The sequence below is a fragment of the Hominisplanchenecus murintestinalis genome (genome assembly GCF_943193015.1).
Lineage (GTDB): Bacteria > Bacillota > Clostridia > Lachnospirales > Lachnospiraceae > Hominisplanchenecus_A > Hominisplanchenecus_A murintestinalis.
The window spans coordinates 1-26,831 of record NZ_CALPCM010000037.1 but is presented as its reverse complement, the minus strand read 5'-3'; the positions used below and the strand labels follow the sequence as shown (position 1 = coordinate 26,831).

Genomic DNA, 26,831 nt, shown 5'->3' with positions numbered 1-26,831 from the left:
GAAACAGCGTGGCAAGTTCTTTTTCGGATCCAAAATAGCAGCGTTGAATTTCCGAAAACTCTTCAATTATGTGAAGGGCTTAGGGCATTATGCCCAAAATCCAGTACTTGCATAAAACAAGGCAGGGAATACCCGACATATATGCTCAAATGTTCGGCGATATACTACAAAATATGAATTTTTCAAGGTACTATAGGAATAGGGGCAAATTTATTTATGGTTTTGACCCCAACATCATTATATATAATGCCCTCTTGTGTGATACAATAATTATATCACACAAGAGGGCATATTTCTTTAGTTTGTCAACAGATTCAAAGTTTCACAGGCTTTTTATTTAGCAGGCAGTCTGGAGTCTGGGAATCGTCGTTTAGTTAGTCCTCATTTTCTTTGATTTCCCCACATACGATCTTGACACCGGAATTACCAGAGGGCTGAGTCTTAAAATCATCGGGCATATCGTGGATTACCAGTGTCCTGCCGACAATTTCTTCTGGGAAAAACCTTTCTGTATAGAAGATAGAGAGGGCATAGCCTCGGTTTCCGAAAAGAGGAGGTAAATCGCCGGAGTGTTCCGGATGGGGGCAGCCCTCCGGATTAAAGTGTGAGCCTGTGTCTGCAAAAGGGTCATCCTTTGTGCCAGTGCAAGTGCGTCCTTCGTGGATATGAAATCCAAAGACGCGTTCTGCACAGGATTCTTCAGAAAACGGAAGGCCGCTTACTTCTACTAGCATTAGAGTTCCGCTCCAGAGCGGATACAGGTAAGCAGCGCCTGATACTTCCGGATATGCATTGCTCCCATAAAGGAAAGCATATGCTTCCGGAGTGGTGGTGCGGAGCAGTTCGGCGGCTTCATTCAGTTCTTTTCTCATTTGTTATCACATCCATCATTGCAGGTGCAGAATGCCGGTTTGTCAAAGGAAGGGTTGTAAGCATAGAAGTTCTTGCTGTTCAGTTCTTCCTGGACGGTGGACAGGGCTTCACCGAAACGCTGGAAATGTACAACCTCACGTGCACGTAGGAAGCGAATCGGGTCAGCTACTTCAGGGGTATTTTTCACTACGCGCAGGATGTTGTCGTAAGTGCTGCGGGCTTTTTGCTCTGCGGCAAGGTCTTCGAATAAGTCTGTAATAGGATCGCCTTTTGACTGAAATTCACAGGAGTTTACCGGAATTCCTGCGGCAGACTGAGGCCATACAGCGACGGTGTGGTCAATATAATACGGACCAAGGCCGGAATTCTCGATTTCCTCCATCGACAGGTTGCGGGTAAGCTGATGAACGATGGTGGAAACGATTTCGAGATGTGCCAGTTCTTCTGTACCTATATCTGTATCGAAATGCTCCGTTGAGGAAAAACCCGAAAAAATCCAGGATTTATGCAGGTTTGACGAGCCTTCTACCTTACTTTTGGACAGGCTCCCCATCTACCAGAAAACCATGAAGCGGAGCAGAATTGAGGAAAAGAAGGATATTTTGGAATACAAAAAGACAGAGGAACCTCAATTCGTGGTAAATATCATGCTGAACATTCCCGCAGCTTAAAACTGAATAAAGATTTCTATAATTATATGTAGGCGTTCAAAAATGAGCGCCTATTTTTATGCCCCAAAATAGGAGGTGGTTCAGTAAATGAACGCAAATATTATCGCCGTTGCCAACCAGAAAGGTGGTGTCGGCAAGACAACGACCTGTGCCAATCTTGGTATCGGGCTGGCCCAGGAAGGAAAAAAGGTATTACTGATTGACGGAGATCCGCAGGGCAGCCTCTCCATCAGTTTAGGCTATGACCGCCCGGATAACCTGCCGGTCACTCTCTCCGATATGATGGGGAAGGTACTCACTGATACACCCATCCCTCCCGGTGAGGGGATTCTTCACCATGCAGAAGGTGTAGACCTTATGCCTGCCAACATAGAACTGTCCGGCATGGAGGTATCTCTTGTAAACGCTATGAGCCGTGAAACGATTCTCCGCCAATACCTTGATACGGTCAAACGCCAGTACAGCCACATCATTGTAGACTGCCAGCCTTCACTGGGGATGCTGACAGTTAATGCCCTGGCCGCCGCGAACAGCGTTCTCATACCTGTCCAGGCGGAATATCTCCCGGCCAAGGGCCTGGAACAGCTTTTGCAGACCATCAATAAGGTACGCCGCCAGATCAACCCAAAACTGAACATAGACGGGATTCTCTTGACTATGGTTGATTCCCGGACGAACTTTGCCAAAGAGATCGCCGCTCTGCTGCGTGAGAATTACGGCTCCAAGATTAAAGTTTTTACATCCGAAATCCCCCATTCTGTCCGGGCAAAGGAAATCAGCGCAGAAGGGAAAAGCATTTACGCCCATGACCCGGAGGGCAAGGTGGCAAGTGCCTATAAAAATCTGACAAAGGAGGTGCTAAAGGTTGAAAAGCAGCGCGAAAAAAGTAAAGCTGGCTTCTGTCGATGACCTGTTTTCCACCGAGGAAAGCCGGGCTGATGTCGGACGCGAAAAGGTTATGGAGATTCCTCTGGCAGAACTGCACGCCTTTGAAGGGCATCCCTTTAAAGTAAAGGACGATGAATCTATGCTGGAAACAGCGGAAAGCGTTCGTCAGTATGGCGTACTTGTCCCTGCGATTGCAAGGCCCCGTGCGGAGGGCGGCTATGAACTGATTGCCGGACACCGCCGCCACCGGGCCAGCGAGCTGGCGGAAAAGGAAACAATGCCAGTCATTGTCCGTGATCTGGATGATGATGCCGCCACGATTATCATGGTTGACAGCAATCTCCAACGCGAAAGCCTTCTTCCAAGCGAACGGGCCTTTGCTTATAAAATGAAGCTGGACGCTATGAAGCATCAGGGCGAACGTCTCGACTTAACTTGTGCCCAAGTTGGGCACAAGTCAGACGGAAAGAAATCAAGAGATATTCTCGCTGAGCAAGTCGGGCAAAGTAAAAATCAGATACAACGCTTTATCCGCCTGACTGAACTGATTCCTCCCCTGCTGGATATGGTAGACGACAAAAAAATCGCCTTTAACCCTGCCTACGAGCTGTCTTTCCTGACGAAAGAGGAACAGAAAACGCTTGTTGAAACCATGGACTATGAACAGGCCACCCCTTCACTCTCCCAGGCCCAGCGCATGAAGAAATTCAGCCAGGAAGGGAAACTGACCGGGGATGTGATGCTGGCCATTATGTCAGAGGAAAAAAAGAGCGATCTGGATAAGGTGACATTTACCTCTGACACCCTGCGGAAATATTTTCCCAAAAGCTACACTCCCAAGAAGATGGAGGAAACCATTATCAAGCTGCTGGAACAGTGGCAGAAAAAACGCCAACACCAGCAGGAACGCTGAGAAAGGAGCTGCCTATGACGGAAATGGCGGCTCCCTTCCGGGAGCTAAAAGGCCATGATATTCTGGCCGTGGAGCGGTTCGAGGATACTACCAGCCACATGATCGAATTTATGGTATGTAAACGGAAAAATCCCTATGGCAGACCCGGTGACGAGATGCGCCTGTTCCTGTCCGAAGCTGATTACAGGAAGGCATTGGAGAGCCAGGGCCGCAGGGAAATCCGTATCAGAAGAAACGCCCGTATCATTGAGGGGCATATCCTGTTAGACAAGAAGAAACGGAGGCATGGAAATGTTTAAAGGAAAAGAAGTTGAAAATGCGATCAGAAAGGTTTATTCCTATCTGTATCCCAATAAGAAGGAACGGAAAGAAGCCCTTGCGCGTCTGGATATGGAAAAGCTGGTGCAAAGCATCCGTTACCGCAGTGAAACCCCTCTTGCCTATTACGCAGGCGGCTCTGCTGACCTGTCCATGAAATACCATGGGCCTGACCTGTTTGAACAGAAAGCCTGCCGGATTTTCCAGGAGCCGGTGCAGGTATATTCCACACTGGTCGAGGGGACGTATCTTAGGGAGCTTTGGCTTTTGGAGGACGGAACCTTTGTGGAAGTGGCGGCGGTCAGTGTTAAATGCCGCTTTACTACGGAAAGTTACTCTACGGTATACCGGACGATCCGCCACACCATGACCGAAAAAGACTGGTCTGCCTATGTGCCGGAAGAAGCGGTAGATATGTTTGAGGATTTTAGCGAATACCCTTTTGACGGAGAAAAGGGGGCAATCTATGAAGTTTAAGCCGCAGCAACATACCGCCTGCGGCTTTTGTTATGCCTGCTGATACAAGGAAGGAGTGAAGCAAATGCCCGTATTTCGCGTGGAACGGACGCGGGACTATACAGTTATGAGCAATTACCATCTGCGGGACAAACGCCTGACGCTGAAGGCCAAGGGCCTGCTCTCGCAGATGCTGTCTCTGCCGGAGGATTGGGACTATACCCTCTCCGGGCTGTCCCATATCAACCGGGAAAGCAAGGATGCCATCCGCTCTGCGGTCAATGAGCTGGAACAGGCCGGATATATCCACCGCCGCCAGACAACGGATGCCAGCGGGAAGTTCAGCACCAATGAATACATCATCCATGAGCATCCTGACCAGCCGGAGCCGTTATTGGAAAAACCGTCGTCGGAAAACCCGACAACGGATAATCCGCCAACGGGAAACCCGTCACCGGAAAATCCAACGCAATTAAATACTAAGAAACCAAGTAAAGAAAAATCAAATACGGATGGACAAAGTACCGATTCCATTCCTTTCCGGAAAAATACGGCGGGAAGCCCGCCAGAACCGAAGGGAAGGGAGATTGCCTCCATGGAGGAAATAGAGAGTTACCGGGCTTTGATTCTGGAAAATATTGAGTATGACTTTATCAAACAGGACTACGGCCTGTATTTGTCTGACCTGGACGAGATTGTGGAGATCATGGTGGAAACGGTCTGCGCCAGACGCAGATACACACGGGTAGCGGGCAGCGATTTTCCCCATGAGGTAGTAAAATCCCGGCTCCTGAAACTGAACGCAGAACATATCCGCTTTGTCATGGACTGCATGAAGGAGAACACGACCAAAATCCGCAATATCAAGCAATACCTGCTCACAGCCCTGTTTAACGCCCCTACCACCATCGGGAACTATTACAGCTCCCTGGTGAACCACGATATGTATGGCAGCCCATAAGGAGCTGCTTTTTTTGACCGCAAAAAGCAAGATATGAGTGCTGAAAGGAGAGATTATGAGACGCCCATTAGCTTACATCACCGCCCCCTGGGGTGATAACGAATTTGAGAACACGGAAACCGCAGCCCGCTACTGCCGGATGCTGTATGATGCCGGATATTCCCCGGTCTGCCCGCTTTTGTTCCTTCCCCTGTTCCTGAAGGATGAAATCCCCCAGGAGCATAAGGACGGGATCGACATCGCCCGCGACTTCCTGCGGCGTTCCCATGTGCTGGTGGTCTGCGGGGACACCGTAGACGAATCCATGAAGAACGACATTGCCGTTGCCGAGCGGCTACGGATCACTGCTACTACCCTGGATGGCCTGCTTACAGTAAAAGGCCAGGGCCGGGAGAAAGGAGGCAGCTATGAAGGGAATTAAAACGCCGAAAGCCAAGACCATCGGGGAGCTTATGGAAGAAACAAGGATTCAGGAAGGGGCGCAGGAATACAGCGGCCATGAATACCTGGACTTAAACCGTTTTGCCGAAGATACCCGCCACATGGTCATTTTTGATGTGCTGTCAAATGAATCCGTGATCGGCTGGAAGGGGGAACGGACACGCGCCTATCTTACGGAGGCCGGGTATGCAAACGTCCTGGCCAGCCAGGAGAAAGGGCATATCAGGATTTTGAGCCATGCCGGAGTAAACCGCGGCAGGCTCTCTTATGACAGCCGGGACAGCCTGCGGTAAGGAGGCGCGGATGACAAAGAAATATTTCCTGCGGCGGCTGGTGGTTCCGCCTTAGAGCCGCCGCCCCTGCTGACAGAAAGGAGTGTGATAAGAGATGCAGGAAGAAGTTGAAAACAGGACGCTCACCCTTGGAATCAATACCAGTAAATTTACCGGGCGCGTCTTAAAAGCGGCCCTGTGTAAATACCTTGCCCACCGCAAAGAAAAGAAGCTGCAGGCCAGCCGGGATGTAAAACCATTCGGCAAGGTCAGCATTGATGATCTTCAAAAAGACTACGGCGATATGCGCCAGATTGACGTGCAGGACAAAAGCCTGCGGGAATTTGACCGTATTGCCCGGAATCATGGGGTGCGCTACACCGTTTATAAGACGGACAAGAACCATTACCAGATATTTTTCAAGGCCCCCAACGAGGCGAACATGAACGCCGCGTTCCAGAAGTTCACTGTCACCAAGCTGAAAAAGGCCCAGCGGCGGGAATCCGTACTCGGCAGGCTGGATAAGTTCAAGGCACTGGTGAAAAATGCAGTCGTGGCCAGGACAAAGAGGAAGGAGCTGGAACGATGAAGCAGATCAATATCAAAAAGCTCCTGATCCCCAACCTGCCCTATCTGCTGATCGGGCTGTATGCCTCCAAGATCGGGCAGGCATACCGGCTGGCCGTTGGTGCCGACCTCTCCGAAAAGCTGCGGCATATCGGGGATGGCTTCGCTGCCGCTTTTGTTTCCCCTTATCCCAGCTTTCATTTGCAGGATTTGGCAATCGGTCTTTTATGCGGCGCAGCCCTGCGGCTGGCCGTTTACGTCAGGGGCAAGAACGCCAAGAAATACCGCAAAGATGTGGAATACGGCTCCGCCCGGTGGGGAACTTCCGCAGACATCCAGCCTTTTGTCGATCCGGTATTCGAGAACAATATTATCCTGACGCAGACGGAACGGCTGATGATGAGCAACCGGCCCAAACAGCCCAAATACGCCCGCAACAAAAATGTGTTGATTATCGGCGGCTCCGGCAGCGGCAAGACCCGCTTCTGGCTGAAGCCGAACCTGATGCAATGTACGTCTAAGGATTACCCGACCTCATTCGTGGTCACTGACCCGAACAGATAAGTATAATAAGGTTATAGGGAAGCGCGCACCCTCAAAGAAAGGAGGTTACACACCATGAAGAAGCAGACAGAGAAAGACAAACTCACCGCCCTATACGAAAGACTTTCCCATGACGACGAGCGGGCAGGCGAATCCGTAAGCATTGAGAACCAGAAGCGGATTTTGGAGGACTACGCAAGGAAAAACGGCTTTTCCAATATCCGGCACTTTACCGATGACGGAATCCGTGGAACTACGTTCAGGCGTCCGGGGCTGGACGCTATGTTAGACGAAATCCGGGCGGGGAACGTGGCAACGGTTATCATCAAAGACCAGAGCCGAATCGGGCGTGACGTGGTTGAAGTGGGGCTATTAAAGCGCACCTTTGACGAGTACCATGTGCGTTTTATCGCCGCAAATGACAACCTTGACACCGCCAACGGCTTTGATATTATGTCTATCTTCCGTGACGTGATAAACGAGTGGTACGTTGCCGACACCAGCCGCAAAATCAAAGCTGTTTTCAAATCCAGAATGGAAAAGGGCTTGCGCTGCTCTGGCAGTGTCTGCTATGGCTACCGCGCTTCCAAAGAGGAAAAAGGCGAATGGGTGATTGACGAGGAAGCCGCCGCCGTTGTGCGCCGCATCTTCCAGAGCGTCCTTGCCGGGGAAACCATAGCCAGCATAGCAAAGGCACTCCGCACCGAGAGAATCCCTATCCCGTCCGAGCATTGGAAACGGACAGGCGAGCCAGTCCGGGCGGCAAAATACACAGACCCCTACGCATGGTCAGCTACCACTATCGGCTACATACTGAAACGCCCGGAATACACAGGGCGCAAGGTACTGGGGAAAACCGTATGCGAGAACTACAAGACCAAGAGCAGCCGCAAGACCGCGCCGGAGGAACAGTATATTTTTGAGGGCGCAATCCCCGCCATTGTTGACGGGGAAACGTGGCAGACCGTACAGAAGATACGGGAAACCGTGCGCCGCACCCCCAAGCGGCAGAACGCCCCGAACCGCTTGACCGGGCTTCTCTACTGCGCCGACTGCGGCTCTAAACTCACACACCGCTATACCCTTGTGCAAGGGAAATGGATTGAGGACGCTTTTATCTGTTCCGGCTACCGCCACTTAATCCATGACTGCACCATGCACCATATCCCCACGGCAAAGATTGAAGCCGCTATCCTTGCCGTTATCCAGCGGGTAAGCTGGTATGTGCGGCACAATGAAAAAGAGTTTACCGAGCGTGTCCGGGAAGCGTCCGACCAGAACCAAGAAAAGACCGTCAAGGAATGTAAGCAGAAAATCAATAAGGCACAGAAGCGGCACAAAGAGCTGGACGGGCTTGTGAAAAAGCTGTATGAGGGCAACGCCACGGGCAAGATACCCGACAAATATTTTACCCGGCTTCTTGCCGAATATGACGAGGAACAGACCGGGCTGGAAGCGTCCATAGCGGAATGGCAAAAGCAGATTGAAAGCTGGAACGCCGACAAGCTGAAAACAGACCAGTTTATCCAGCTTGTGAAACGCTATACCGACTTCTCCGAACTCACAACGCCCATGCTCAACGAGTTTATCGAAAAAGTGATTGTGCATGAGGGTGAGGGGCGGGGGAATGACCGCCGCCAGCGGATAGACATTTATTTAAACTTTATCGGCGCATTTGAAGTACCCGCCCATATCGTCACCCCGGCAGAGGTGGAGGAACAACGCCGCCAGCAGGAGGAACAGGCGGCAAAGGAAGCCCGGTCAAAGGAGCTTGCAAAGGTGCGGTATGAGAAGCGCAAGGCAGAGAAACGGGAATTTACCGCAAGGAAAAAGGCGGGGCTTCTCACCCCGGAGGAACTGGAAACCGAGGAAAAGCGGCTTGCACATAACCGGGAGTGGCAAAAGGAATGGCGGGAGAAACGCAAAGCCGCAGAGCCGCCCAAGCCGCCAAAGAAAAAATCCATAAAGGAGCTTATGGAACTGGAAAAGACCGGGGCAGAGCTTACGCTGGAGGAAACGGAACGGCTTGCAGAACACCGCCGGAAAAAAGCCGCACAGCATAAGGCATGGCGCAAAAGGCAGAAAGTCGGACAGCCAAAGACAAGGACGCTCAAAGAGCTTGCCGCCGCTCAAAAAGAGGGGGAAGCCCTAACGCCGGAAGAAACAGAACGGCTGGAAGCCCATAAGAGCCGGAAGAAAATCGCAAGGGAAAAACTGGTACAGCAAGCCGAAACCGACCCGGCAGCGGCGGCAGAACTGGCAAAGAAACGGGCGTATCAATCCGAAGCCACCAAGAAATCCCGGCAGAAAATGTATGAGGAAGCCGCCACTGGAAACCCGGAAGCGGTGGAACGCTATGAGAATTACCTTGCCACAAGGAGGGAAGCATACCACAGAAAAAAACAGGAAGCGGAACGAAGCGCATAAGGACTGAAAAACAAAAGGCGCATTGTGGAAATGTGCATAACTGGCTATGGAATCATGGATAACTCTATTCACAGCACATGGAAAAGCTAAAGAGCAGCTTTCCCACGTCCTGCAAACAGAGTTACCCACAATTCCATAAGACAGCCAGTTATACACATTACCAGCAATGCCGACTACTACGGAATCTATCTCATACCTATTTTTCGCATATATCATTTATAATTATGGGTTGCACTTATAGGTTGCGAAAAAGAACGAGAAAGTTGATAGTCTTAATTATTTATATTTGTTATAATCTATGAGAACGCAAGGAGGTGTTTCTATGAAACTGTCTGAAAAAATCCAGTTACTTAGAAAAGAAAATAGTTACTCACAGGAAGAACTAGCAGCTATCTGTAATGTGAGCCGACAATCTATTTCTAAATGGGAAGCTGATATTGCGCTTCCAGAAACAGAAAAATTGATTATATTGAGCAATTTGTTTCAAGTAACAGTTGATGTCCTGCTAAAAGATGAACTTTCAATCAATGGAACAAGAGAAGTCTATACCTGTGGGAATAATGCTATCAGAAAAGAGAGAGCAAAATTATATGAGGGTGCGTTGATTAAAGAAAGCATAGAAGATGAAACACTTTTGGATTATATTCGGGTTCATAAAGTTGAATTATGGAATACTGGTGGAGTACCCAAATATTGGACTGTTATTTTTTTTACATCCAGCGTTCCAAATTTCCCGGAATTAGCTTCAAGAGCTTTAATAGCAGACCATGAAAAAGGTGTAAATTGGTTTGTTGACTTCAAATGCAATAATACAAAATATATCGTTTTCAAAAACAAAATATTGAAATATACCATTGGGAATAAAGAAGAAAAAGCTATTGTTTGTAATGAATGTAGAATACAAGGAATTTCAGATAATGAAATGAATTGGAGTGAATAAAACAGTTTAATATGAGGGAAAAAATATGTCACGCTATTATGGAGAAGTAATCAATCTAAGCCTTAGAGATATTTCTATGCTCAAAAAGTTTAAAATAGTTGATATAAAAAAGCGTTTCTTAGGGTTAGTTAAAATTTATACTGTAGAACTTCCAAGTAAAAAAATTGAGGAAATAGCAAAGGATTTTCAATCTAATATGAGTACAAGTCTAAAAAAAGAATGGTATATTACCTTTCACAATAGGGAAAGGGTTATTGTCATTTTCCGTACAAGAATATTTGACTTATCTGGAAAAGGTATTACACCTATTCATGGAAAAATGCTTGATATATCCCATGCAGAAGATAAAGAAAATTGGAATGAACTGATTAGCTATGCAAAAAAATTAGGTGTTCCCAATAGTCAATGCGATTTTTTACCAGAAGATTTTTCCAAGAGAACATATTAGGTATTGCAAGCAATGCGTTTGATATATTCAAAAGTAATCCTAAGACCATAAATTTGTGAGATTTTACAAATAAGCGTAGAGGGAGGTAATAGTTCAATGAGAGTTTTACAGTGGATATGTTGTCCTGTTTGTGGAAATAAAACACGATTGCAGATACAAGCAGATACAGAATTAAAAAATTTTCCTCTTTATTGCCCTAAGTGCAAGCAAGAAAGTTTAATTGACGCAAAGAACTTTCAGATAACAGTTATTAGAGGGTTAAATGTTAAGGGGAAGAATTTATTAACAGAGTACCCTGTTTGAATTATTCAATCAAGACAGTATATCATTAAAGAGCCAGACGCACAGACGCAGAGCCGACAGATTTGTGAGAAATCACAGTTTGTCGGCTATTTTTCTTGAAAATGAAATACCAAAAGTATGCCAGAAGATAATCATAGGGTAGCAGTCTAAAGTGCTGTCCTTTGTATTATATAAAGCAACTGTAAACCATGCACCGCCCTTTGTGGGAGAAAGGGGGAATTTCTATGGCTTGTACAGAAGCATACAAGGAACACATCATGTATTCTTTCAATGGCTTTTGCAAAGTCGTCATACGCTATGCTGCTATCAACGCATGGCGCGACAGGAACAGGCGGCGGCAAAGAGAAATATCCTTTGAATACCTCACAGAAGAAAAGTTCTACCCTCTAAGCACATCAGACGAATTTCTCAAATCACCTTACGAACAATACCCCGTTACAATCTGTGGTCAGACAATTATCCTCACCAATGGGGAACTTGCCGCCGCCCTGTTATCCCTGCCAGAGAAAAAGAGGGAAATCATTTACCTTTACTTTTTCGGGAATTACACACAGCAGGAAATCGCGGATTTATACGGGCATTGTAAGAGTACGGCATGGCATTACATACACAGCGCATTACAGATGTTGCAGAAAGAAATGGAGGGATTTTCACATGGGGAATACTAACCTTGTGCCATATGAAACCATTGTCCGGGCGACAAACGGCGAGCCGGAAGCCGTGGACGAGGTTTTACGGCATTACAGCAAACGAATACGCTTTGCCGCCCTTGAAAACGGGCACGTCAACACAGACACCGAGGACAGCATAAGACAACGGCTTATCACTGCCCTGTTCCAGTTCCACTTTGACTGAAAAGGCAGCATGACAGGAGGTGAGGTTTGTCGGGAAAATAGCCATGCTGATATTCAATGATACCGAGGAAAAAGCGGTTGAGAAAGCCATAGCCGCCCTTGCCGATATGATACCGCTGGAAGCCATACAGCCGCCCCACTCCCCGGCACTTATTTTTCCGGGATTGGAAATAAGGCTGCACCAACGTCGGGTACTGAAAGACGGGATTGACGTTTCCCTCACCCGTCTGGAATACGGCGCACTCTGCTACCTTGCCGCCAGTCCGGGGAGGGTATTCACAAAGGCGCAAATCTTTGAAGCCGTGTGGAGCATGGAAAGTGAAAGCTGCCAGTCAAACGTGGCAAATGTGATATGCAATCTACGGAAAAAGATAGAGCCGGACAGCCGCCGCCCCACCTACATAAAGACAGTTTTAGGCATAGGCTACAAGTTTACTTCCGGGGAATAACAACAGGATAACCGCCGCTATTGGCGAAGATACGAAACAGGAAATCAAGGAAAAAGGTTTCCTGTTTTTTTACGCCCATTTTGTCTGTTTCCGGCTTTTCTGCATGGGAAAATACCGCCGCAAAATTGGCAGAATCCACCCCGCGCAAGCCGGGGGAAATCGGAAAAAGCCAGCACAGCGGAATCCGTCAGTTACTAAGAGCAAGATTCTACCACAGTACCAAATTTCGCCTACCGGCTCATTTTGTCCTGCGGGAATCTTGTTGGGGTTGCCACCCCAAGCCCGCCTTTTTGCGGCTTGCGCCGCTTGAAAAAATCCACCCACGAAAGGAGGTTCACAGCCATGAAAAAATACAACACGCCCCACCGAAACCGGGTAATCAAGACACGCTTGACCGAGAAAGAATATGCAGAGTTTTCCGAGCGTGCCGCCCTCTGCAAAATGAGCCAAGCCGAGTTTATCCGGCAAGCCCTCATTAAGTCAAGCATACGCCCGGTTATCACCGTTTCCCCGGTCAATGATGAACTGCTTTCTGCCGTTGGGAAGCTAACCGCCGAGTATGGGAAAATCGGCGGTAACTTGAACCAGATTGCCCGCTGTCTGAACGAGTACGGCGCACCTTATAACGCCCTCTCCCAAGAGGTACGAGCCGCCACAGCGGAGCTTGCCGCTTTGAAGTTTGAAGTCTTGCAGAAAGTAGGTGAAGCCGTTGGCAACGTTCAAACATATCAGCTCTAAAAATGCCGACTACGGGGCGGCTGAACAGTACCTAACCTTTGAGCATGACGAGTTTACCATGAAGCCCACTCTTGATAAAAACGGGCAGATAGTTCCGAGGACAGGCTACCGCATTTCCTCTCTGAATTGCGGCGGGGAAGATTTCGCCATAGCGTGTATGCGCTCCAATCTGAAATACGGCAAGAACCAGAAGCGGGAGGACGTGAAAAGCCACCACTATATCATCAGCTTTGACCCCCGTGACGCACCCGACAACGGCTTGACCGTAGACCGGGCGCAGGCATTGGGCGAGGAATTTTGCAAGACGCATTTCCCCGGACACCAAGCCCTTATATGCACCCACCCGGACGGGCATAACCACAGCGGCAATATCCATGTGCATATCGTAATCAATTCCTTGCGGATTGAGGAAGTACCATTACTGCCCTACATGGAAAGACCAGCCGACACAAGGGAGGGCTGCAAGCACCGCTGTACGGACGCAGCTATGGAGTATTTCAAAGCGGAAGTCATGGAGATGTGCCACCGGGAAAACCTCTATCAGATTGACTTGCTGAACGGGAGCAAGAACCGAGTTACCGAGCGTGAGTATTGGGCGAAACGGAAAGGACAAGCCGCACTGGATAAAGAGAACGCTTCCCATGCCGTCACAGGAGAGCCGCCCAAACAGACCAAATTTGAAACCGACAAGGAGAAGCTAAGGCGCACGATCCGCGCCGCCCTGTCCTCTGCTGTTTCCTTTGAGGACTTTTCCGGGAAGCTGTTACAACAGGGCGTGACCGTCAAGGAGAGCCGGGGAAGATTGAGCTACCTTACGCCGGATAGGACGAAGCCAGTCACCGCCCGGAAATTAGGTGATGATTTTGACCGCGCCGCCGTACTGGAAACACTCACCCAAAACGCACAGAACGCCGCAAGAGCCGCCGAAAAGCCCACACCCAGACAGGAATACCCCCGCAGTATCAGAAGCCGCTTAGAGAGGGCAAAAGCCGCCGTAAACGCCCCGAAACAGGACGGCGTACAACGCATGGTAGACATAGCCGCCAAGAAAGCCGAGGGCAAGGGGAAAGGCTACGAGAAATGGGCAACCTTGCATAACTTGAAGCAAATGGCGGCAACTATGAGCATTTACGAAGAATCCGGCTTTTCTTCCCCGGAAGAACTGGAAGCTGCCCTTGCCGCCGCCAGTGCGAGCTTGCATGAAACTACCGGGAAACTGAAAGCCGCGGAAAGCACTTTGCGGGAGAAAAAGGACTTGCAGAAACAGTTATTAGCCTACATCAAGACCAAGCCCGCCCGTGACGGGCTGAAAGCACAGAAAACAGAGAAAGCCTGCAAAAACTACCGGGAGCAGCACGAAAGCGATTTTATGATAGCCGAAGCTGCCACCCGGTATTTTAAGGCACAGGGAATCTCCAAACTGCCAGCGTCCAAGACCTTACAAGCGGAGATTGAGCAGCTTACGAGGGAGAAGAACAGCCTTTACAACGAATACCGGGAGAAGAAAGAGAACGTCCGGGAATTGCAGACCGTAAAGAACAATATCGACCAAATCTTACACCGTGAGCCGGAACGGGGAAAGGGGCGGGATAATGAACGGTAAACGCCCATACATGGACTATCCACAGCACAGAGCCGTCCGCCGCCTTGTGCATGAGTGCTGCAACTACGATAACGGCAACTGTATTGTGCTGGACGGGGGCGGCTGCGTATGTGTGCAGAGTGTCAGCTATTCGCTTCTCTGCCGCTGGTTTATCTCTGCCGTACTTCCCCTTGACTGGAAACTGGAAGCCGCCCTTTTGCACCGGGCAGAACTGAAACGCTGTACCGAGTGCGGCGGTCAGTTTCTCCCCAAATCCAACAGGGGGAAATACTGCCCGGATTGCGCCGGACGCATGAAAAGAATCCGAGCCGCACAGCGCAAACGGAAACAGAGGGGGAAATGTCACGCTTTAGAAAATACAGAACCCCCGTAAATCAAGGCTTCCCGGCTACTGCTCAATGGGTATGTGATACATTTATCCTTTACCCACGGAAAAGCCGTTTTAAATGCGTAACAGAAGCCACAGACAGGAGGTGAAAACCATAGCTGAATACATCACAGCCGAAACGATAATACCGCCGTATCTGCCCTATCCCCGTTTCCTGCTGAAAATGGACTTGTCACAGACTGCAAAGCTGCTCTATGCGCTACTGTTAGACCGTTCTACCCTCTCACAGAAGAACGGCTGGCAGGACAGCGAGGGCAGGATTTATATTGTCTACCCGGTCACGGAGATAGCGGAAATACTGGACAAAGGCAGGACAACGATTCAGGACACGCTGAATGAGCTTGCCGCCGCCGGGCTTATGGAACGGAAAAGGACACGTTTTGCCGCCGCCAACCACATCTATGTGAAAGTGCCGCCAGTAGTACAGGTTTCCGTACCTATGACAGCCGGAAAACCGGACACCATAAGCCCGGAAAACCGAACTTATGACAGCCGGGAAACCGGACTTATGATGTCCGGAAAACCGTACCCTAACAACTATAATATAAACAAACTAAAAGAGAGCCAAACAAAGGGAGCGAGTGGGGAGCTGCCCGCGCCCTATGGCAAGTACCAGAATGTTTTCCTCTCTGAATCCGAATATGCGGAGCTGAAAGAAGAATACCCGGACAGCCTTGAACGGCTTATTGAGGAAATGAGCCGGTATATTGCCGCTTTCGGGAATGATTATGTGAGCCATGCCGCCGCGCTTTACAGGTGGGCAGACAAGGAGAAAAAGGAGAACACGAAAAAGGGAATCCCCGATTATTCCTACAAGGAGGGCGAGAGCCTTTGACAGCGGAGATACAACGCCCTGTAAACAGGGCGTGGAAAAGACCATGAACAAGGAGGACGATTTATGAGCGATTATGACAACGCTATTTTCCGGCTTGCCACGGCACAGGAAGCAGAGCCGGAGGACTACACAGGCGAGGACGGGCTTTTATACTGTGGGAGCTGCCGCCAGCCCAAAGAAGCCTACTTCACCGAGGGCAAGAGCCTTTTCGGACGTGACCGACACCCCAAAGAATGTGACTGCCAGCGCAAGCGGCGGGAAAAGCAGGAAGCCGCCGACCGGGAACAGAAGCACCGGGAGGAAGTGGCGCGGCTGAAGCGAAAGGGCTTTACCAATCCGGCTATGCTGGAATGTACTTTTGAAAACGACAACGGCAAATGCCCCCAAATGGATAAGGCTTTATTCTATACGGCGAATTGGGAGGAAATGAAAGCGGAAAATATCGGTTATCTGCTATGGGGCAAGGTAGGCACAGGCAAGAGCTATTTTGCCGGGTGTATCGCAAATGCCCTCATGGAGCGTGAGATTTCCGTGTGCATGACGAATTTTGCCCTTATCCTCAATGACCTTGCCGCCAGCTACAAGGACAGGAACGAATACATAGCCCGCCTTTGCAGCTTCCCTCTGCTTATCCTTGATGATTTTGGCATGGAGCGCGGCACAGAATACGGATTGGAGCAGGTTTACAACGTGGTTGACAGCCGATACCGAAGCCAAAAACCGCTGATTGTCACAACCAACCTCACGCTGGAGGAATTGCAGCACCCGGAGGACACCGCCCATGCCCGGATTTATGACCGTCTGCTTGAAATGTGCTGCCCGGTATTCTTCACCGGGGAGAATATCAGAAAATCCACGGCACAGGGGAAAATGGAACGGTTAAAAGGACTGATGAACGGAAAGGAGAGCCTATGAACAATGACACCAGCAAGACCAGCCGCGCCACCGCCCCTCTGGACGTGAAGCCCGACCTTGTGAAGCGGATAGGGAATACCACCTTTGACATTCATATCCATTTCAGCGAAACCAGCCGGGAAACCTTTACGGACAAGGTAGTGCGGCTGATTGAGAATGACAAGGACAGTGTAACCAACTAAAAAGAAGATACACTTTTTCTTGTTCCCTACTTGACATTACCAAAAGGAAGTATTGTTTGCGAATGTGGGAAATTATTGCAGCGCAATGGGTATCAGATCAAGATACTGAACACCATCAATTTCAATAAAAGTATGCACTATAACCGTGCGACTTGTTCGCCGTTGAAAAGGCGGCGCACAGCGCTGTTTTTAATCAGTTCTGTGAACTGATAATTCGAGAGGTGGAATGATAGGGTAACGCCTTGAAACGTCTCCCCTGATACTCCGGCATGCGTCATCAGTCTGTGATGAGGTGTGAAGCCCGGTAAAGTCGGCAGAAAGGTGCCGTAACAGATAACGCTGACGAAACCTGTCCAGAGGTGGACAGCGCACCCCATATGCCGGGGGTCTATAAAATACCTATGGTGAGAATGGCAGCAATGCCTGACGAAACTCCCGAATGTAAAGGTCTAAAAGTGCCACATACAGAAATGTATGTGTGGGTTCATGCCCAGACAGTGCGGTTTAGTAGAAATGGTTGTTACGAACCACCGTGATGTGTTACAGGCACATGCAAGCTGTCAGGCTTAGAGGGAACACCTAAGGGTATATATGCACAGATAGAATTATCGGAACAAGGAAAGGCAGAGAATCCTATGGATAATCCGGCGAAGAACAATAAGCGGATGAATCTCTGCTGAAAGGTCGTGGTCGAACTGTCGATGTTGCCTGCGAAAAAGAGGGCGACGGAGGAATGGCCACAAGTCAGGCAGAAAATCAGCAGTACACACTCTCTAATCATGCAGTCGAGTAAGAATAAGAAATTGTCACTCGAATCAATGAAACGGGGTGATGTACATGACACAAAAAGCTAAAAAAAGAAGTAAACTGCGCCATGCGGAATACTATGACATGCAGAACATCTTTGATGAACTGTATGCAAAAAGCAGAGATGGAGAGATATTTAATAATCTCGTAGAAATTATTGTGGCATCAAATAACATCATGCTTGCTTTCAGAAATATTAAAAGCAATGATGGGAGCCATACCGCCGGCACAGACGGGAGAACGATAGAATCGCTGGCAGATATGCCGGAAGAAGATTTTGTCTCCCTTATTCAAAAACAGTTTACAAGGTATGTGCCAAAAACAGTAAGGAGGGTAGAGATTCCCAAACCAAATGGGAAATTAAGACCGTTAGGCATACCGTGTATCATAGACCGGATTGTACAGCAATGCATATTACAGGTCATGGAGCCAATCTGTGAAGCAAAGTTTTATGAACATTCATACGGCTTCAGACCTTGCAGGAGCGCTGAAAATGCTGTCTCCTACGCTTACGGACTGGCTCAAAGGAACAAACTCCACTATGTAGTAGATGTGGATATAAAGGGTTTCTTTGACAACGTAAATCATAGAAAGCTGTTACAGCAGATATGGACGCTGGGTATACGGGATACCAAACTGATTCAGATAATCAAAGCAATGCTGAAAGCGCCAATTCAAATGCCAGATGGAGAAATCCTATATCCAAACAGGGGAACCCCTCAGGGCGGCATACTTTCCCCGCTGTTAGCCAACATTGTCCTGAACGAACTGGACTGGTGGATAGCGTCACAGTGGGAGGGTATGGCAGACCATATGAAGTCTCCTTGTAAGGTCACATATTATCCGAATGGGACAGAGAAAAAGTGCAACAGCTACACGGCGCTCAAAAAGAGCAATCTCAAGGAAATGCGTATAGTCCGGTATGCAGATGATTTTAAAATCTTTTGCAGAAACCGTAAGGATGCTGACAGAGCATACCATGCGGTTAAGGACTGGCTACTAAAGCGGCTCAAACTGGAAATTTCTGATGAAAAATCAAAGGTCACAAATCTCAGGAAAAGAGACAGTGAATTTCTGGGGTTCCGTATGAAGCTGATAAGGAAACGCAGGACATGGGTAATCAGTTCAAATGTCTGTGACAAGGCAATGTCGCATATGCAGAAAGAACTCTCAAAAGCAATTATAGAGATTCAAAACAGCAAGACAGCAAGTGACATAAAGAGCAACATTCACGAATACAACGCCAAAGTCATAGGTATGCAGAACTATTATTGCATTGCTACGAGGATAAATCTGAATTTCAGCCAAATGGCTCATGTGAATAACGGTCGCTTTCTCCATCGGATAGATGGATATAAAAAGCAGGGCGAGCTAAACAACAAATACTTAAAAAACCGGTATGGAAAATCGAAGCAAATGCGCTGGATTGGAGATACACCAGTAGTACCTCTGGCATATGTGCAGTTTAAGATACCAATGCGCAAGAGCAGGAAAATCAATCCATATACTCCGGACGGAAGAATGGAAATCCACAGCAATCTGAAACTGAACGTTGAAGATATGCTCTGGCTCATGCGTCACCCGGTAACGGGAGAAACGGTACAGTTCAATGATAACCGAATCTCTCTCTATGCCGGACAGGAAGGTAAATGTGCAATCACCGGGGAACATCTGGAAGTGATTCACTGTATTTGTTACAGAAAATCGAATGAGTGTAAAAATGGCAGAGACAGTTACCGTAATCTGTTGCTTTTATCACCTACCGGATATGAACTTATCTCAACAACAGACAGTATAAAGTTCGCTACACTGACAAAGAAGTATGATTTGAATAAGGCACAAATTACTAAAGTAAACAAACTGCGTGTTGCCGCAGGATTGGCAGAAATGTCAATGTAAATCGTAACAAACTGATTTAGCTAATGTGAAAGAGTGAGTGTGTATCACTGCTGAAACTATGCTTGATGGGGCGCCGGATGCGGTGAAAATCGCATGTCCGGTGCTAGCCGGGGGAAAAGCCGGAGATAACATCAAAGGCTTACCTATCGGAACCTTTCGCCTATATCCACAGCGAAAAGGATATTTTGAAGCTGGTGACAACGCTGATCGCCAACACCAAGGGCGAACAGAAAGGCGGGGACGAGTTTTGGACGAAAGCGGAGACCCTTCTCTACTGCGCCCTGATCGGCTATATCCACTATGAGGCCCCGGTGGAGGAACAGAACTTCTCCACCCTGATTGAATTTATCAACGCCATGGAAGTCCGGGAGGATGACGAGGAATTTAAGAACCCGGTTGACCTGATGTTTGAGGAACTGGCGGAGCGGGAGCCGAACCACTTTGCGGTACGCCAATATGCAAAGTACCGCCTGGCGGCCGGCAAAACAGCAAAATCTATACTGGTGAGCTGCGGCGCAAGGCTGGCCCCCTTCGACATTAAAGAGCTTCGGGAGCTGACCGCTTATGATGAGCTGGAGCTTGATACCCTGGGCGACCAGAAAACGGCCCTGTTCATCATTATGAGCGATACGGACGATACCTTTAACTTTTTAATTTCCATGTGCTACACCCAGCTTTTCAATCTCCTTTGTGAAAAAGCGGATGATGTGTATGGAGGCAGGCTGCCAGTCCATGTGCGCTGTCTCATTGACGAGGCGGCCAATATCGGCCAGATACCCAAGCTGGAAAAGCTGGTGGCAACGATTCGTTCCCGTGAGATTTCCTGCTGTCTGGTCTTGCAGGCACAGAGCCAGCTAAAGGCACTTTACAAAGATAACTGCGACACCATTATCGGCAACATGGATGCCCGTATCTTCCTGGGCGGCTCGGAACCTACAACATTAAAGGAGCTGAGTACCGCCCTGGGAAAAGAGACCATAGATATGTACAACACCAGCGTTACCAAAGGTACGCAGGAAAGCCACGGGCAGAATTTTCAGAAGCTGGGAAAGGAACTGGCGTCCATAGATGAGCTGGCTGTCTTAGATGGCAGCAAATGTATCTTACAGCTCCGTGGTGTAAGGCCATTCCTGTCGGATAAATACGACATTACTAAACATCCCAACTATAAATACCTGTCTGATTTCGATAAGAAGAACGCCTTCAACATAGAGCGTTTTCTTTCCACCAAACTCAAACTGAAGCCGGGAGAAAAGTTTGAGGCATTTGAGATAGATACATCCGGCGGGGAGGCTGACCCCGGCTAAAAACAGCAGGCCATGAATACGGAAAAGCGTGCCTTCCATAAAAATAAATTTTTGGAGGTAACATTTATGGCATTTTTTAACAGCGCAGTTGGAGTATTGCAGACACTCGTAGTAGCACTTGGGGCCGGCCTTGGCATCTGGGGCGTGATCAACCTTCTGGAAGGCTACGGCAACGACAACCCTGGTGCAAATGCTCATGTACGGTAAAGAAGCAAGCGACCGAAAATAAGAGATAGACCGCCAGCACCACACTATTCCGAACCAAAGACCAAAAGACAAGCATTGTGGAAATGTGCATAACAGGCTATGGAATCATGGATAACTCTATTCACAGCACATGGAAAAGCTAAAGTGCAGCTTTCCCACGTCCTGCAAACAGAGTTACCCACAATTCCATGAGATAGCCAGTTATACACATTACCACAATGCCGACTACTACGGAATCCCGCTCATTCCTTCTTTTTTGATGTTAAAGAACACGCTATATTGATTGACAATCACAGAGCTATTCCAGTATATTTAATAAAACAGACGAAACCGCAGATATACAGGTGAATAGACATGAAAAATATACACAGCATTGAATTTTATACTGGAAGCAAGGAAGAATTGCTTCCCAATTTTGAAAAGGATTTTCCCTATATCGCTTCGAGAGCGGAACTTGACAAGTATATAGGGCGTTATGTTCCGTGGCACTGGCATAAAACGGTGGAACTTTTTTACATGGAAAGCGGCAGCATTGAATATGATACGCCGGGAGGAAAGCTATTGTTTCCTGCCGGAAGCGGCGGCATGGTAAATTCCAACGTACTCCATATGACAAAAGCAATATCACAGTGGGAAAAGAATATACAACTACTTCATATTTTTGATGTTTCCCTACTTGCCGGAGAACAGGGAAACAGGATTGAGCAAAAGTATATCGCCCCTGTTATAACTGCCCCGCAGATTGAACTAATTCCTTTTTTTCCGGGCAATGCAGCAGAAGAAAACATTTTGAAACTTATTCTTAAAGCATTTCACTTTTCCGGTGATGAATTTGGGTATGAAATAAGACTTCGGGAAATCCTAACGGAAATATGGCTAATGATTTTTGAACTATCCCGCCCTATGCGTGAAAAGGCGGGAGAACAGAACAAGAGCAACGATAAAATAAAGTTGATGATGATATACATTCACGAGCATTATAAGGAGAAAATTTCTATCCCGGAGCTTGCAGCGGCAGCATATCTAAGCGAAAGGGAATGTTACAGAGTGTTCCATGACTGTCTGCACATGACCCCCGTAGACTATATAAAGGCTTACCGTCTGCAAGCCGCCTGTCAGATGTTGGCTAAGGGGCAGGAACCTGTTACAGTTATCAGCCATGACTGCGGTTTGGGGAGCAGCAGCTATTTTGGAAAAGTTTTTCGGGAGTACGCACATTGTTCACCAACAGAATATCGGAAGAAATGGCAGAATAGTGATAGATAAGGGCAGAAATGAAATATTTTTCCTGCACTTCCTGCATTATAATGATACCTGTAAAGTAAATCAACAATTTACAGGAGGTGGGTTCAAGGTGGTAAAAATGAACATTCTGAACATGAAAAATTTTTTAGATACGGTCAATGCCTGTACCGGCAAAGTAAATATGCTCTGCCCGGACGGTAAAAAATGAAATATCAATGGGGAAGAAAGGGTACAGGACAGTTTGTGGCGGCAGTACCGCCAAAACAAAAACTGCCTGCGGTTTGTTTTAGAAATTCCTAATCCAACGGACTATATGAGCATTGTTTCATACTATGCCGGGGATTGTTGATTTGTCTGTAAATATTTCATCATAAAGGGGCTGGACGGTTTATCTGCCAGCCCCGCCCTTTTGAAAGGAGTTAAAATGGAACTAAACATTCAAACCGTGGAAATGACATTAACGGAAGCGGCGCAGTCCAATCCGGGGGCATGGGTAGACCATTCCCGGTATGTAGCCAAAGCCTGTAAAAATATTGCGTCACACTGTAAAGATTTATCTTCTGAACAGGCGTATCTTTTCGGGCTGTTACATGATATTGGACGTTATGCCGGAGTGAGTTCGGAAAGGCATTTGATAGACGGCTATCGTTACTGTATGGAGCGTGGGTGGGGAAAAGCTGCACAGATATGTATATCCCACGCATTTATGATACAGGATATTGATACTTCTATCGGAGAGTTTGATGTCAGTGATGAGGATTACCTGTTTATGAAAGATTTTGTTGCAAATGCGGTATATGATGATTATGACCGTCTGGTACAGCTATGTGACGCATTGGCTATGCCTACGGGGTTCTGCCTTTTGGAAAAGAGATTCGTAGATGTGACAATACGGTACGGCATCCACCCGGCGACAATAGACAGGTGGAAAAAAATTTTAGAGATTAAAGAACTGTTTGAAGAACAGATTGGCTGCTCTGTTTATACTCTGCTTCCGGGCGTTGTGGAAAACAGTTTTCGTTAGGGAGGGATATTGTGTATTACGAAGCAAGCGATTTTTTAGAAACTGCGGACAGCGATACATTAAAGCAGATTGCCTGCACAAGGGAATTAACACGGGAATATTATTTCTCTGATTATGGAGATATGGAAAAACGCACTTCCATTCTTCGGAAGCTGTTGGGGGGAATTGGGGAAAATGTGGCAATCGACACACCTTTTCATTGTGATTATGGAAAAAATATTTTTTTGGGAAATGATGTGATAATCAATATGAATTGTACCTTTGTGGATAACAAAACTATCCGAATTGGTGACAGGGTTTTGATTGCTTCAAATGTGCAGATTTATACATCTTCGCACCCTGTTTTACCAATGGAAAGGCTTGTGCCGGATTGGAGGGAACGCCAGACAACATTTTTTAGAACCTATGCACGTCCGATAGAGATAGAAAATAATGTCTGGATTGGCGGCGGCTGTATTCTTCTGCCAGGAGTCACCATAGGAGAAAACAGCGTAATAGGGGCTGGAAGTGTTGTAAACCGCCCTATCCCGGCTAATTGTGTTGCAGTAGGGAATCCATGCAGGGTGATACGTCATTTTGATACAGACAAAGAAAGGCGGCTACATGAAATATAAGCATATCGTTTTTGACATTGACGGTACTCTGATTGATACGGAATATGCTGTCTTACATTCCTTACAGGAAACCATAAGGGCATTGTCGGGGAGAGAGATACCATGCTCTGAACTAAAATTTGCGTTAGGGATTACCGGGATAGACGCTTTGAAAAAACTTGAGATAAAAGACATTTCCTATGCGACAGAATTATGGGATAAAAATATGTGTAAATATGCAGATACTATTAAAGTATTTGACGGAATAACCGGACTATTGAAAAATCTTCTAAGTCTGGATTATAAAATGGGAATTGTCACCTCAAAGACAAGGGAAGAATTTACACATGATTTTTGCCAGTTTGGTATCAGCCATTATTTTAAAACAATCATATGTGCGGACGATACACAGGAACATAAACCCAATGCCGCACCGCTTTTGAAATATGTGGAATTATCAAAAACAGAACATAGGAAAGTGCTTTATATCGGAGATAGCAAATATGACAGTATAAGTGCAGAAAATGCTGGAATTGATTTTGCTTTGGCAGTATGGGGTAGCCATAATAAGCACATACGGGCAGATTATTTTTTGGAAAGACCTGCCGACTTGTTATCTTTTATAGCTTGAATAACAGTTCCTATTGTGGTGGAAAGGGGGAATTGCCAGTGACTTCTTCGGAAGCATACAAAGAACATATCGAATACACATTTAACGCTTTTTGCAGAATTGTTATACACTATGCAGCAATCAACGCATGGCGTGACAGGGACAAGCGGCGGCAAAGGGAAATATCTTTTGAATACCTCACAGAAGAAAAGTTTTATCCATTTTGTACGTCAGACACATATTTCATAGACCCTTACAAGCAATACCCTGTTACGATATGTGGTCAGAGGGTTATCCTCACAAATGGAAATCTTGCCGAAGCTCTGTCCTCTCTGCCGGAGAAAAAGAGGGAAATCATCTACCTATACTTTTTTGGACGTTACACACAGCAGGAAATCGGGGAACTATACGGACGCTGCCGGAGTACGGCGTGGCATCACATACACAGTGCCTTGCAAATGCTGCATAAGGAAATGGAGGTGCTTTTCCATGAGGAATCCTAAACTTGTACCGTATGAAACTATTGTCAGAGCAACCAGCGGAGAGCCGGAAGCCATTGACGAGGTTTTACGGCATTACAGCAAGCGAATCCGGCTTGCTTCCCTTGAAAACGGACAGGTCAACAAGGACACCGAGGACAACATTAAACGGCGGCTTATCGCTGCCCTGTTCCAGTTCCGCTTTGACGGACAGCCTACCTAACAGGAGGTGAGATTTGTCGCAAAAATAGTTATGCTTATGTTTAACGACACCGAAGAAAAAGCAGTTGAGAAAGCCATAGCCGCCCTTGCCGATATGATACCGCTGGAAGCCATGCAGCCGCCCCACTCCCCGGCACTTACTTTTCCGGGATTGGAAATCAGATTACACCAACGCCGGGTACTGAAAGACGGGTCAGACATTCCTCTCACACGTTTAGAGTACGGCACACTTTGCTACCTTGCCGCCAGTCCGGGGAGGGTATTCACAAAGGCGCAAATCTTTGAAGCCGTGTGGAGCATGGAAAGCGAAAGCTGCCAGTCAAATGTGGCAAATGTGATATGCAATCTACGGAAAAAGATAGAGCCGGACAGTGGCAAGCCCACTTACATAAAGACCGTTTTAGGCGTGGGCTACAAGTTTGCTTCCGGGGAATGATAACAGAATAACCGCCGCCCATCAGCGGCAGCCAAAGACAGGAAATCAAGAAAAGGTTTCCTGTTTTTTTGCGCCCAAAACCAAGCCGGATTTTGCGCCGCAATAAATTAATTCAAATACTTTCGGAAAACATTGCCTAAATTTTCTTTTTTCCCGTAGTAGGTAATAAGGGGAAAAATAATTGCCGGAAAGTTTGGCATTTTTTGAAACCGTCCGTATATCACTGCAAAACGGAACTGATTCTTCCGTTTTTGTCAAATGCTGTTATGAAAACACGAAAAGAAATTCCGGGGAACTTTGCCAGATTTGCCTTGCCGTGCGTAGTAAGTAATAGAGGGAGAAATACCGCCGCATAGTTGGCAGAATCCACGCCGAACAAGCCGGGGGTATCAGCAAAAGCCCACACAGAGGAAGCCGCCACTTTCTTAGAGCAAGATTCTACCACAGTACCAAATTTCGCTAATCGCTCAATTTTGTCCTGCGGGAATCTTGTTGGGGTTGCCACCCCAAGCCCGCCTTTTTGCGGCTTGCGCCGCTTGAAAAATCCCCGAAAAAATATTTTCGGATTTTTCAAAAAACACTTCCGCTTTGCCCCCTGTTTTTCTCCTATTGGTGAGAGGGCAAACCATAAAAAGAAAGGAGCTGAAAGCCATGAAAAGATACAACACGCCCCACCGCCACCGGGTAATCAAGACACGCTTGACCGAGGAAGAATACGCCGAGTTTTCCGAGCGTGTCACCCTCTGCAAAATGAGCCAAGCCGAGTTTATCCGGCAAGCCCTTATTAAGTCAAGCATACGCCCGGTTATCACCGTTTCCCCGGTCAATGATGAACTGCTTTCTGCCGTTGGGAAACTCACAGCCGAATACGGGAAAATCGGCGGGAATCTGAACCAGATTGCCCGCTGTCTGAATGAGTATGGCGCACCTTATAACGCCTTCTCCCAAGAAGTGCGAGCCGCCACAGCGGAGCTTGCCGCCTTGAAGTTTGAAGTCTTGCAGAAAGTAGGTGAAGCC

The 26,831-nt window shown here is 47.6% G+C and carries 34 protein-coding genes and 2 pseudogenes; 33 read left to right on the top strand and 3 right to left on the bottom strand.

Annotated features, from left to right (window positions below):
- Nucleotides 1–374: 374 nt before the first annotated feature.
- On the bottom strand, nt 375–872 hold the full coding sequence (locus tag NFR99_RS11725) for a superoxide dismutase family protein (RefSeq protein WP_120486361.1): 498 nt from the start codon (nt 870–872) through the stop codon (nt 375–377).
- Nucleotides 869–1,426, bottom strand: a complete 558-nt coding sequence (locus NFR99_RS11720; RefSeq protein WP_251353694.1) for a manganese catalase family protein — start codon at nt 1,424–1,426, stop codon at nt 869–871. Before NFR99_RS11720 ends, NFR99_RS11725 begins: the two co-directional genes overlap by 4 nt.
- 205 nt (nt 1,427–1,631) lie before the next feature.
- Here NFR99_RS11720 and NFR99_RS11715 point away from each other — a divergent pair, with 205 nt between their 5' ends.
- From NFR99_RS11715 to NFR99_RS11560, 32 genes and pseudogenes are all read left to right on the top strand, one after another.
- The gene (locus NFR99_RS11715; protein ID WP_251353693.1) at nt 1,632–2,453 is read left to right on the top strand and encodes a ParA family protein; all 822 of its coding nucleotides are present in this window, start codon (nt 1,632–1,634) and stop codon (nt 2,451–2,453) included.
- Nucleotides 2,410–3,345 carry a ParB/RepB/Spo0J family partition protein gene (locus NFR99_RS11710; protein ID WP_251353692.1) on the top strand — a complete coding sequence of 312 codons (936 nt, stop codon included), beginning with the start codon at nt 2,410–2,412 and terminating at the stop codon, nt 3,343–3,345. Before NFR99_RS11715 ends, NFR99_RS11710 begins: the two co-directional genes overlap by 44 nt.
- A gap of 14 nt (nt 3,346–3,359) precedes the next feature.
- Complete coding sequence (locus NFR99_RS11705; RefSeq protein WP_251353691.1) at nt 3,360–3,644, top strand: DUF5720 family protein; 285 nt, start codon at nt 3,360–3,362, stop codon at nt 3,642–3,644.
- Nucleotides 3,637–4,140, top strand: a complete 504-nt coding sequence (locus tag NFR99_RS11700) for a hypothetical protein (RefSeq protein ID WP_251353690.1) — start codon at nt 3,637–3,639, stop codon at nt 4,138–4,140. The genes NFR99_RS11705 and NFR99_RS11700 overlap by 8 nt, the downstream gene beginning before the upstream one ends.
- Nucleotides 4,141–4,204: 64 nt before the next feature.
- Complete coding sequence (locus NFR99_RS11695) at nt 4,205–5,080, top strand: DUF6017 domain-containing protein (protein ID WP_251353689.1); 876 nt, start codon at nt 4,205–4,207, stop codon at nt 5,078–5,080.
- Between the two features lie 55 nt (nt 5,081–5,135).
- Nucleotides 5,136–5,501, top strand: coding sequence for a DUF7768 domain-containing protein (locus tag NFR99_RS11690; protein WP_251353688.1), 366 nt, complete (start codon nt 5,136–5,138; stop codon nt 5,499–5,501).
- Nucleotides 5,488–5,814 carry a DUF5720 family protein gene (locus tag NFR99_RS11685; RefSeq protein ID WP_251353687.1) on the top strand — a complete coding sequence of 109 codons (327 nt, stop codon included), beginning with the start codon at nt 5,488–5,490 and terminating at the stop codon, nt 5,812–5,814. The genes NFR99_RS11690 and NFR99_RS11685 overlap by 14 nt, the downstream gene beginning before the upstream one ends.
- A 94-nt stretch (nt 5,815–5,908) precedes the next feature.
- Entirely contained in the window at nt 5,909–6,382 is a 474-nt protein-coding gene (locus tag NFR99_RS11680; RefSeq protein WP_251353686.1) for a PcfB family protein, read from the top strand.
- Nucleotides 6,379–6,915, top strand: a pseudogene (locus NFR99_RS11675) (VirD4-like conjugal transfer protein, CD1115 family); the annotation flags it as partial. The gene NFR99_RS11680 and the pseudogene NFR99_RS11675, both read left to right, overlap by 4 nt.
- Before the next feature lie 63 nt (nt 6,916–6,978).
- The gene (locus NFR99_RS11670; RefSeq protein ID WP_251353685.1) at nt 6,979–9,330 is read left to right on the top strand and encodes a DUF4368 domain-containing protein; all 2,352 of its coding nucleotides are present in this window, start codon (nt 6,979–6,981) and stop codon (nt 9,328–9,330) included.
- Between the two features lie 322 nt (nt 9,331–9,652).
- On the top strand, nt 9,653–10,270 hold the full coding sequence (locus NFR99_RS11665) for a helix-turn-helix domain-containing protein (RefSeq protein ID WP_016284897.1): 618 nt from the start codon (nt 9,653–9,655) through the stop codon (nt 10,268–10,270).
- Nucleotides 10,271–10,295: 25 nt separating this feature from the next.
- Complete coding sequence (locus tag NFR99_RS11660) at nt 10,296–10,718, top strand: hypothetical protein (protein WP_016219458.1); 423 nt, start codon at nt 10,296–10,298, stop codon at nt 10,716–10,718.
- A gap of 96 nt (nt 10,719–10,814) precedes the next feature.
- Entirely contained in the window at nt 10,815–11,021 is a 207-nt protein-coding gene (locus NFR99_RS11655; RefSeq protein ID WP_016219459.1) for a cysteine-rich KTR domain-containing protein, read from the top strand.
- 224 nt (nt 11,022–11,245) lie between these two features.
- Nucleotides 11,246–11,689, top strand: a complete 444-nt coding sequence (locus NFR99_RS11650; RefSeq protein WP_251353684.1) for an RNA polymerase sigma factor — start codon at nt 11,246–11,248, stop codon at nt 11,687–11,689.
- Nucleotides 11,676–11,876, top strand: a complete 201-nt coding sequence (locus NFR99_RS11645; RefSeq protein WP_251353683.1) for a helix-turn-helix domain-containing protein — start codon at nt 11,676–11,678, stop codon at nt 11,874–11,876. Before NFR99_RS11650 ends, NFR99_RS11645 begins: the two co-directional genes overlap by 14 nt.
- Before the next feature lie 43 nt (nt 11,877–11,919).
- Entirely contained in the window at nt 11,920–12,324 is a 405-nt protein-coding gene (locus NFR99_RS11640) for a winged helix-turn-helix domain-containing protein (RefSeq protein WP_120389322.1), read from the top strand.
- Nucleotides 12,325–12,666: 342 nt separating this feature from the next.
- Nucleotides 12,667–13,062 carry a plasmid mobilization protein gene (locus tag NFR99_RS11635; protein WP_251353682.1) on the top strand — a complete coding sequence of 132 codons (396 nt, stop codon included), beginning with the start codon at nt 12,667–12,669 and terminating at the stop codon, nt 13,060–13,062.
- Entirely contained in the window at nt 13,034–14,665 is a 1,632-nt protein-coding gene (locus tag NFR99_RS11630; protein WP_251353681.1) for a relaxase/mobilization nuclease domain-containing protein, read from the top strand. The genes NFR99_RS11635 and NFR99_RS11630 overlap by 29 nt, the downstream gene beginning before the upstream one ends.
- Nucleotides 14,655–15,038, top strand: coding sequence for a cysteine-rich VLP protein (locus NFR99_RS11625; protein WP_251353680.1), 384 nt, complete (start codon nt 14,655–14,657; stop codon nt 15,036–15,038). The genes NFR99_RS11630 and NFR99_RS11625 overlap by 11 nt, the downstream gene beginning before the upstream one ends.
- Nucleotides 15,039–15,111: 73 nt before the next feature.
- A complete protein-coding gene (locus NFR99_RS11620; protein ID WP_251353679.1) occupies nt 15,112–15,888 on the top strand; it encodes a replication initiator protein A in 777 nt (258 codons plus the stop codon).
- A gap of 63 nt (nt 15,889–15,951) precedes the next feature.
- Nucleotides 15,952–16,803 carry an ATP-binding protein gene (locus NFR99_RS11615; protein ID WP_251353678.1) on the top strand — a complete coding sequence of 284 codons (852 nt, stop codon included), beginning with the start codon at nt 15,952–15,954 and terminating at the stop codon, nt 16,801–16,803.
- The gene (locus NFR99_RS11610) at nt 16,800–16,985 is read left to right on the top strand and encodes a transposon-encoded TnpW family protein (RefSeq protein WP_251353677.1); all 186 of its coding nucleotides are present in this window, start codon (nt 16,800–16,802) and stop codon (nt 16,983–16,985) included. Before NFR99_RS11615 ends, NFR99_RS11610 begins: the two co-directional genes overlap by 4 nt.
- 837 nt (nt 16,986–17,822) lie before the next feature.
- Entirely contained in the window at nt 17,823–19,691 is a 1,869-nt protein-coding gene (ltrA, locus tag NFR99_RS11605; protein WP_330642197.1) for a group II intron reverse transcriptase/maturase, read from the top strand.
- A gap of 152 nt (nt 19,692–19,843) precedes the next feature.
- Nucleotides 19,844–20,998: pseudogene (locus tag NFR99_RS11600) on the top strand (VirD4-like conjugal transfer protein, CD1115 family); the annotation flags it as partial.
- A gap of 66 nt (nt 20,999–21,064) precedes the next feature.
- Nucleotides 21,065–21,205, top strand: a complete 141-nt coding sequence (locus tag NFR99_RS11595; protein ID WP_465221057.1) for a Maff2 family mobile element protein — start codon at nt 21,065–21,067, stop codon at nt 21,203–21,205.
- A gap of 354 nt (nt 21,206–21,559) precedes the next feature.
- A complete protein-coding gene (locus tag NFR99_RS11590; RefSeq protein WP_004056530.1) occupies nt 21,560–22,471 on the top strand; it encodes a helix-turn-helix transcriptional regulator in 912 nt (303 codons plus the stop codon).
- 403 nt (nt 22,472–22,874) lie between these two features.
- Entirely contained in the window at nt 22,875–23,474 is a 600-nt protein-coding gene (locus NFR99_RS11585) for an HDOD domain-containing protein (RefSeq protein WP_004056527.1), read from the top strand.
- A gap of 11 nt (nt 23,475–23,485) precedes the next feature.
- A complete protein-coding gene (locus NFR99_RS11580; RefSeq protein ID WP_016300973.1) occupies nt 23,486–24,088 on the top strand; it encodes a sugar O-acetyltransferase in 603 nt (200 codons plus the stop codon).
- On the top strand, nt 24,078–24,698 hold the full coding sequence (locus NFR99_RS11575; RefSeq protein ID WP_004056522.1) for an HAD family hydrolase: 621 nt from the start codon (nt 24,078–24,080) through the stop codon (nt 24,696–24,698). The genes NFR99_RS11580 and NFR99_RS11575 overlap by 11 nt, the downstream gene beginning before the upstream one ends.
- A 38-nt stretch (nt 24,699–24,736) precedes the next feature.
- The gene (locus tag NFR99_RS11570; RefSeq protein WP_004056520.1) at nt 24,737–25,180 is read left to right on the top strand and encodes an RNA polymerase sigma factor; all 444 of its coding nucleotides are present in this window, start codon (nt 24,737–24,739) and stop codon (nt 25,178–25,180) included.
- Nucleotides 25,167–25,379, top strand: a complete 213-nt coding sequence (locus NFR99_RS11565; protein ID WP_004056518.1) for a helix-turn-helix domain-containing protein — start codon at nt 25,167–25,169, stop codon at nt 25,377–25,379. The genes NFR99_RS11570 and NFR99_RS11565 overlap by 14 nt, the downstream gene beginning before the upstream one ends.
- A gap of 30 nt (nt 25,380–25,409) precedes the next feature.
- The gene (locus NFR99_RS11560) at nt 25,410–25,814 is read left to right on the top strand and encodes a winged helix-turn-helix domain-containing protein (protein WP_004056513.1); all 405 of its coding nucleotides are present in this window, start codon (nt 25,410–25,412) and stop codon (nt 25,812–25,814) included.
- A 220-nt stretch (nt 25,815–26,034) separates the two neighbouring features.
- On the opposite strand, the gene NFR99_RS11555 is transcribed toward NFR99_RS11560, so the two are convergent.
- Nucleotides 26,035–26,319, bottom strand: a complete 285-nt coding sequence (locus NFR99_RS11555) for a hypothetical protein (protein WP_251353675.1) — start codon at nt 26,317–26,319, stop codon at nt 26,035–26,037.
- A gap of 146 nt (nt 26,320–26,465) precedes the next feature.
- Here NFR99_RS11555 and NFR99_RS11550 point away from each other — a divergent pair.
- Nucleotides 26,466–26,831 (top strand): plasmid mobilization protein (locus NFR99_RS11550; protein WP_251353674.1); only part of this gene is annotated, 366 nt, incomplete at its 3' end.

What these genes read in the sequence shown, in the direction of transcription:
- NFR99_RS11610 (WP_251353677.1), top strand. Translation starts at nt 16,800, where the DNA reads ATGAACAATGACACCAGCAAGACCAGCCGCGCCACCGCCCCTCTGGAC.
- NFR99_RS11670 (WP_251353685.1), top strand. Translation starts at nt 6,979, where the DNA reads ATGAAGAAGCAGACAGAGAAAGACAAACTCACCGCCCTATACGAAAGA.
- NFR99_RS11685 (WP_251353687.1), top strand. Translation starts at nt 5,488, where the DNA reads ATGAAGGGAATTAAAACGCCGAAAGCCAAGACCATCGGGGAGCTTATG.
- NFR99_RS11665 (WP_016284897.1), top strand. Translation starts at nt 9,653, where the DNA reads ATGAAACTGTCTGAAAAAATCCAGTTACTTAGAAAAGAAAATAGTTAC.
- NFR99_RS11715 (WP_251353693.1), top strand. Translation starts at nt 1,632, where the DNA reads ATGAACGCAAATATTATCGCCGTTGCCAACCAGAAAGGTGGTGTCGGC.
- NFR99_RS11575 (WP_004056522.1), top strand. Translation starts at nt 24,078, where the DNA reads ATGAAATATAAGCATATCGTTTTTGACATTGACGGTACTCTGATTGAT.
- NFR99_RS11720 (WP_251353694.1), bottom strand. Translation starts at nt 1,426, where the DNA reads ATGGGGAGCCTGTCCAAAAGTAAGGTAGAAGGCTCGTCAAACCTGCAT.
- NFR99_RS11650 (WP_251353684.1), top strand. Translation starts at nt 11,246, where the DNA reads ATGGCTTGTACAGAAGCATACAAGGAACACATCATGTATTCTTTCAAT.
- NFR99_RS11595 (WP_465221057.1), top strand. Translation starts at nt 21,065, where the DNA reads ATGGCATTTTTTAACAGCGCAGTTGGAGTATTGCAGACACTCGTAGTA.
- NFR99_RS11615 (WP_251353678.1), top strand. Translation starts at nt 15,952, where the DNA reads ATGAGCGATTATGACAACGCTATTTTCCGGCTTGCCACGGCACAGGAA.
- NFR99_RS11660 (WP_016219458.1), top strand. Translation starts at nt 10,296, where the DNA reads ATGTCACGCTATTATGGAGAAGTAATCAATCTAAGCCTTAGAGATATT.
- NFR99_RS11640 (WP_120389322.1), top strand. Translation starts at nt 11,920, where the DNA reads ATGCTGATATTCAATGATACCGAGGAAAAAGCGGTTGAGAAAGCCATA.
- NFR99_RS11705 (WP_251353691.1), top strand. Translation starts at nt 3,360, where the DNA reads ATGACGGAAATGGCGGCTCCCTTCCGGGAGCTAAAAGGCCATGATATT.
- NFR99_RS11635 (WP_251353682.1), top strand. Translation starts at nt 12,667, where the DNA reads ATGAAAAAATACAACACGCCCCACCGAAACCGGGTAATCAAGACACGC.
- NFR99_RS11620 (WP_251353679.1), top strand. Translation starts at nt 15,112, where the DNA reads ATGCGTAACAGAAGCCACAGACAGGAGGTGAAAACCATAGCTGAATAC.
- NFR99_RS11725 (WP_120486361.1), bottom strand. Translation starts at nt 872, where the DNA reads ATGAGAAAAGAACTGAATGAAGCCGCCGAACTGCTCCGCACCACCACT.
- NFR99_RS11645 (WP_251353683.1), top strand. Translation starts at nt 11,676, where the DNA reads ATGGGGAATACTAACCTTGTGCCATATGAAACCATTGTCCGGGCGACA.
- NFR99_RS11655 (WP_016219459.1), top strand. Translation starts at nt 10,815, where the DNA reads ATGAGAGTTTTACAGTGGATATGTTGTCCTGTTTGTGGAAATAAAACA.
- NFR99_RS11585 (WP_004056527.1), top strand. Translation starts at nt 22,875, where the DNA reads ATGGAACTAAACATTCAAACCGTGGAAATGACATTAACGGAAGCGGCG.
- NFR99_RS11590 (WP_004056530.1), top strand. Translation starts at nt 21,560, where the DNA reads ATGAAAAATATACACAGCATTGAATTTTATACTGGAAGCAAGGAAGAA.
- NFR99_RS11690 (WP_251353688.1), top strand. Translation starts at nt 5,136, where the DNA reads ATGAGACGCCCATTAGCTTACATCACCGCCCCCTGGGGTGATAACGAA.
- NFR99_RS11625 (WP_251353680.1), top strand. Translation starts at nt 14,655, where the DNA reads ATGAACGGTAAACGCCCATACATGGACTATCCACAGCACAGAGCCGTC.
- NFR99_RS11565 (WP_004056518.1), top strand. Translation starts at nt 25,167, where the DNA reads ATGAGGAATCCTAAACTTGTACCGTATGAAACTATTGTCAGAGCAACC.
- NFR99_RS11695 (WP_251353689.1), top strand. Translation starts at nt 4,205, where the DNA reads ATGCCCGTATTTCGCGTGGAACGGACGCGGGACTATACAGTTATGAGC.
- NFR99_RS11680 (WP_251353686.1), top strand. Translation starts at nt 5,909, where the DNA reads ATGCAGGAAGAAGTTGAAAACAGGACGCTCACCCTTGGAATCAATACC.
- ltrA (WP_330642197.1), top strand. Translation starts at nt 17,823, where the DNA reads ATGACACAAAAAGCTAAAAAAAGAAGTAAACTGCGCCATGCGGAATAC.
- NFR99_RS11560 (WP_004056513.1), top strand. Translation starts at nt 25,410, where the DNA reads ATGCTTATGTTTAACGACACCGAAGAAAAAGCAGTTGAGAAAGCCATA.
- NFR99_RS11700 (WP_251353690.1), top strand. Translation starts at nt 3,637, where the DNA reads ATGTTTAAAGGAAAAGAAGTTGAAAATGCGATCAGAAAGGTTTATTCC.